Consider the following 5,002-nt stretch of genomic DNA (forward strand, 5'->3'; position numbering starts at 1 on the left):
CGGGTATTTCCTCGGTGCAGGCATCGTCTGGGCTCCTCTCATGAAACCCATCTGACCCTCTGTCACTCAATCCCGCATCTCGGGGGAACCTCACGTCTCGGTCGCCGTGGATACCTGCACGAAGTCAGCCATGAGACAGAGCCTATCCCGGCCCTTGCAGAGGCCGACCGCGACGGCCCCGGTGGCGACACCCCGCCGGGGCGGACCCATGTCGGCTTTTTCAAGCCCCCTGACCTGCGGTTCTCAAACCAAGGTTCGCCGGTAGCTTGCGAGACCAAGAACGTTCTGGTCAGCTACTCCCCGAAGAAGCTCGGGTTCTTCCAGCCGGTGAAGTCGGTTAGCTGGAGGGGAGATTGCCCTTCAGGCAACCTCCGCCGACCAGACGCGCACCGGCACGGAACGGCCACCGCTTGCGGTGCATCGCTCGCTACAGGCGCCCTGCCCGGACCGGTCACGGTCCAGAATTCAGGATCAGCGACGGCCCGGTCGGCTTCTTCAAGAGCACCTCACGGTGACCTCCGGCCGCCGAAATTGCGGATCACAGTCTTAGCAGCGGGCGAGCGTGCCACTGTCCAAGGTGGATTTGTCGCCGAACACCCAGCCTTCGGTGCCCGTGCCCGCGATACGGGCGTAGATCCACTTGTTGGCTTGGGCATTGGTGACGTAGCAGTGGTAGTAGACCTTCACGCCGGAATTGACCGCGGTCACATAGGAGCACTCCGCGTACGGCCCGGTGTAGAGGTGGGTGTTCTGGGCCACGTGGCCGTCGCCACTGCTGCGGTTCGAGTGGGCCCAGCCGGTGCACGCCGTCGACACCGGGGTGGGCTCCTTCACCGTCGAACCGGGCTTTGCCCCCGGAGAGGCGGATGAGCCCCCGGCCGGCTTGTCACCTCCGTTGCTGGGCCCCGACGTGGGACCTCGGTCCTCGCCCCCCTTCGAGGGGATGCCGGACGGCGTCCCGCCGGGGGTGATGGACGTCGGGCCCCCCAGGGAGGTCGGGCCGTCGGACATGCCACTGTCGGCGGGGGTGCTCGCCGCGGGATGCGCCGTGTTGGACCCGCTGCCGCCCGCGACGCCTCGCGTGTCCATCAGGGCGTAGGCGACTCCGCCGCAGGTGAGGACGGTGGCGGCCGCCACCGCGACGACAGTACGGGTGCGGCTGCGCCGCGCGCGGACCATCGTGGCACGGGTTTCGGAACCGCTGTTGGAACCGGCGGGTATGCCGGGCGCCATGCCCGGCTGCGCGGCGCCCGGCAGCGGAGGGGCAGAGTACGCGTCGGCCGGCATGTAGGAGACGACCTGCTGGGGGGCGGGCGGGGAGAACGGGGCGGCGGGACCGAAGGCCGGCGCAGTGACGGGCTGGGGGGCGGGACCGAAGGCCGGCGCGGTAACGGGCTGGGGGGCGGGACCGAAGGCCGGCGCAGTAACGGGCTCGGGGGCCGGTGCCGCCGTGAGGTCCGCCGTCCTGCCCCCGGCGACCGCCTCCAGCATCTCGCGCGCCTGCCCGGCGTCGGGCCGCTGCAGCGGATCCTTGGCCATCAGCGCCTGCAGCACCGGGGTGAGCGGTCCGGCGCGCCGGGGCTCCGGCAGCGGATCGCCGACGATCGCCGCCAGCGTGGACCACACCGACGTACGGCGGAACGGCGAAGCGCCCTCCACGGCCGCGTACAGCGTCATGCCGAGTGCCCAGATGTCCGACGCGGCACCCGGTACCTGGCCTTGTGCGCGCTCCGGCGGAAGATAGTCGAGGGAGCCGACGATCTGGCCGCTCTGAGTCAGCTTGGCCAGGGCCTCGTCGCCGGAGGTCTCCATGCTGGCGATGCCGAAGTCGGTGAGCACGACCCGGCCGCTGCGCTCAAGCAGTACGTTGCCGGGCTTGACGTCCCGGTGGAGGACCCCGGCCCGGTGTGCCGCGTCGAGCGCGTCCATCAGCTCGGCGCCGATCGCGGCCGCTTCGCGCGGATCCAGTGGGCCGCGCTCCGCCAGCACATCATCGAGGGAGGGCCCGTCGACCAGCTCCATGACGATGACCGGCAGCCCCTGCTCCTCGACCACGTCGTGGACGGTGACCACACCGCTGTGTCGGATACGGGCGGCAGCCTGCGCCTCCCTCTGCATCCGGACCCGCAGATCGGCCAGTTCGGCCGGGGAGGCGTCGGTGTAGGCCCGCAGGACCTTGACGGCGACTTCGCGGTTCAGCAACTGGTCCACCGCGCGGGCGACCACACCCATGCCACCGCGGCCGATCGTCGCGGTCACGCGGTATCGCCCGCCCAGAACCTCGCCGACCAGTTCCGCGCCGCTCGCCCCCGTCACCTGTCACATCCCGTTCGTCGCACTGTTCGAAAATCCGCCACTTGACGGGCACCACAGTAGGGGTTCGCGTATGTGCGAGTGCGCACAGCCCCCGGGCCTCGGCGCGCAGGTGCACCTGCCAACAGCCGTGACCATCAAGACATCTCACCTGAGACCAGGACACTCGTGCGTTCCCCCGGCGGCCCGGCCGACGGCGGCAGCTCAGTGGCGCGGCGCTCTCCCTTGGGCATGTCCGCCGGCTGACGCTCTCGTCCCGGAGTGGTCGCATCGCGACGACGGGCTTCTGAGCCGCGGGACCGACCTTCGCGTACGCCGGCGACCGCTTCGCCTTTGATGCCATCCACACGCGGGGAAGGGCGGGCCACCGGGGATGTCCACAACAGCATCCTCGTCCTGAAACACGAGCACTCCTGGCTCTGCGGCCAGACCCTGCGCCACGTCGAAACGCTGGTGGAACGCGAGATCGAAAGGTTCCTGCGCAGCAGAAGAAAACCGCGCGCGTGACACGCGAAGGGAGCGGTGAGGCAGGGCGCCGCGGCGAGTCCCGCGCAAAGCGCCCACTCCTACTCCGGCGCGAGCGCGCCGCGCCAGACCGTCACGTCGACCTTGGCGTGCACACTGGGGTCGTCCTGCGCCGACATGCCCTTGAAGAGGATGAGGCCAACATTGCCCGACTTGGTCCGCATGCAGATCTCGGCGCCCTTGGACAGCGTCTCCACCTTGATCTGGGTGGTAAAGCGGGTCACCTCGCGGCAGGTCTTGAGGGAGCCCTTCTCGGCGGAGTCGAGCAGCACGAGCCTGGTGCCGTAGGAGCCGAAGGTACAGCCGATGGAGGTGCCGCCGCAGGTCAGATACAGGTCGTCGTAGTTCGAGTCGTGCGGCGTGAGCGGGTCGTCCCCCAGCTTGATGTGATACCCAGCGGGAAACTCGAAGCCGGGGTAGGAGGCGGGCGTCGGATCGGTGCTCGGCCTGGCGCTCGCGCCGCCGCCACCGCCTTGCGACGCTGTGCTGCCGCTGCTCGTGCCGCGCCGGTTGTCATTGTCCTTGCCGATCACCTTCGCGAGCGCCGCGCAGCCTCCGAGCAGGAGCACCAGCGAGCCGAAGATCGCGCCGAGCACGATGGCGGAGCGGTTGCGCTGGGGCTGCGGCGGCGGGGTTGGGAAGTACGGCGCGGGCGTGGGTGCCTGGTACGCGCCCGTGGGCGGGTAGGGAATTTGGTACGGCGCGTTGAACGCGGGGTGCTGCGCCGGAGCCGCCGGGACCTGGGGGGCCGGAGTGGCGTGGACGGCAGGGTGGGCAGGCGCCGTCGGCTGGTGGGCCACCCCCGCCTGGGTGGGCAGCCCGGCGGGCATGGGCGGCAGCTGCTGCGCGGGCGCGGTGGGTACGGGCCCACCCGCTGCCGCAGGGGTCGGTACGGGCGCCCCCTGCGCCGCAACCGGACCCGGGATCACCCCCTGCCGCGAGGTGATACCTGCCGCCAACCCACTCGGCAGCCAGTCCTCCTGCCGCCGCAGCTGCGTCTGATCGGCGGCGGCACGGCACAGCTCCAGGATCTCGGTCAGCGAGGCCCGTTCCGCCGGGACCTTGACAAGGCAACGCTCCACCAGGGGCCGCAGCTCCGCCGGCAGGCCCGAGAGGTCGGGCTCCTCGTGCACGATGCGGTAGAGCACCCCGTGCGAGGGGCCCTCCCCGTACGCGGGGGCGCCCGAGGCGGCGTACACGGCCACCTGCCCCAGCGCGAACACATCGGTGGCCGCGCCGATCCTGCCCCCGGCCGCCTGCTCCGGCGCCATGAAGGACGGGGTGCCGATCGCAACCCCGCTCGCCGTGAGCGAGGTGGCATCGGCGGCCCGCGCGATGCCGAAGTCGATGACCCGCGGCCCGTCCGAGGCCAGCAGCACATTGGACGGCTTGAGGTCCCGGTGCACGATGCCCGCGCCGTGGATGACCTGGAGGGCCTCAGCGATCCCGGCGACCAGCATCAGGACCGTACGGGCGGGCAGCGGCCCGTGTTCGGCGACGGCGGCCGCGACCGTGGGCCCGGGCACGTACGCGGTGGCGAGCCAGGGCACCGGCCCGTCCGCGTCGGCGTCGATCACGGGCGCGGTGAAAAGGCCCTGCACCCGCTGCGCGGAGGCCACCTCCTGCTTGAACCGGTGCCGGAACTCCGGGTCTTCGGCGAACTCTTGGCGAATCACCTTGATGGCGACCGGCCGGCCGCCGGGGGTGTGCGAAAGGTAGACCTTGCCCATGCCTCCGGAGCCGAGCCTGGCCGCGATGCGGTAGCCGGCCACCATCTGTGGATCGTCCACCCCAAGCGGCTGGAAGAATCCGGCTGCTGCCAACTCGCTGCTCATCCCGCGCCCCTTCACAAACCTCTTTCGCACCACCCTAGTGGCTGCCCCCCGACACCCCGCTCCCGCAGCCGCAAGGCAAGCAACTCCGTGAGGTACAGGGCCGGTCGGCCGTCGAGCGCGACCAGCTGAACGCGGCACGAGAAACCGCCCCCGAGGATCACGGCGCCCTCGCCGTGCCCAGCCGGGCGGTCGTTCAGCCGGCGGGCCCCGCCGGTCGGGCAGCGGATAGAGACAGGGTGGGGGGAGTCGTTGCGCGCGTGCAGACGCCGGGGAGGCTGTGGCCTCTCCGGCGTCTGTGGTGTGTGGGGGCGGTTGCCGGCCCTTGGTCA

Annotated in this window: 3 protein-coding genes; 1 reads left to right on the top strand and 2 read right to left on the bottom strand. The window is 71.1% G+C overall.

The genetic code is table 11. From position 1 onward, the window contains the following. Positions 1-546 precede the first annotated feature (546 nt). The gene (locus AB0I68_RS38690) at positions 547-2,316 is read right to left on the bottom strand and encodes a protein kinase (protein WP_363182135.1); all 1,770 of its coding nucleotides are present in this window, start codon (positions 2,314-2,316) and stop codon (positions 547-549) included. Positions 2,317-2,649: 333 nt separating this feature from the next. On the opposite strand from AB0I68_RS38690, the gene AB0I68_RS38695 reads away from it, so the two are divergent. Beyond that, positions 2,650-2,820: a hypothetical protein gene (locus AB0I68_RS38695; RefSeq protein ID WP_363182136.1), complete on the top strand. Its 171-nt coding sequence runs from the start codon at positions 2,650-2,652 to the stop codon at positions 2,818-2,820. Between the two features lie 59 nt (positions 2,821-2,879). Here AB0I68_RS38695 and AB0I68_RS38700 read toward each other — a convergent pair whose 3' ends face one another. After that, positions 2,880-4,673: a protein kinase gene (locus AB0I68_RS38700; protein WP_363182137.1), complete on the bottom strand. Its 1,794-nt coding sequence runs from the start codon at positions 4,671-4,673 to the stop codon at positions 2,880-2,882. Positions 4,674-5,002 lie beyond the last annotated feature (329 nt).

Source organism: Streptomyces sp. NPDC050448, from assembly GCF_040655295.1.
Lineage (GTDB): Bacteria > Actinomycetota > Actinomycetes > Streptomycetales > Streptomycetaceae > Streptomyces.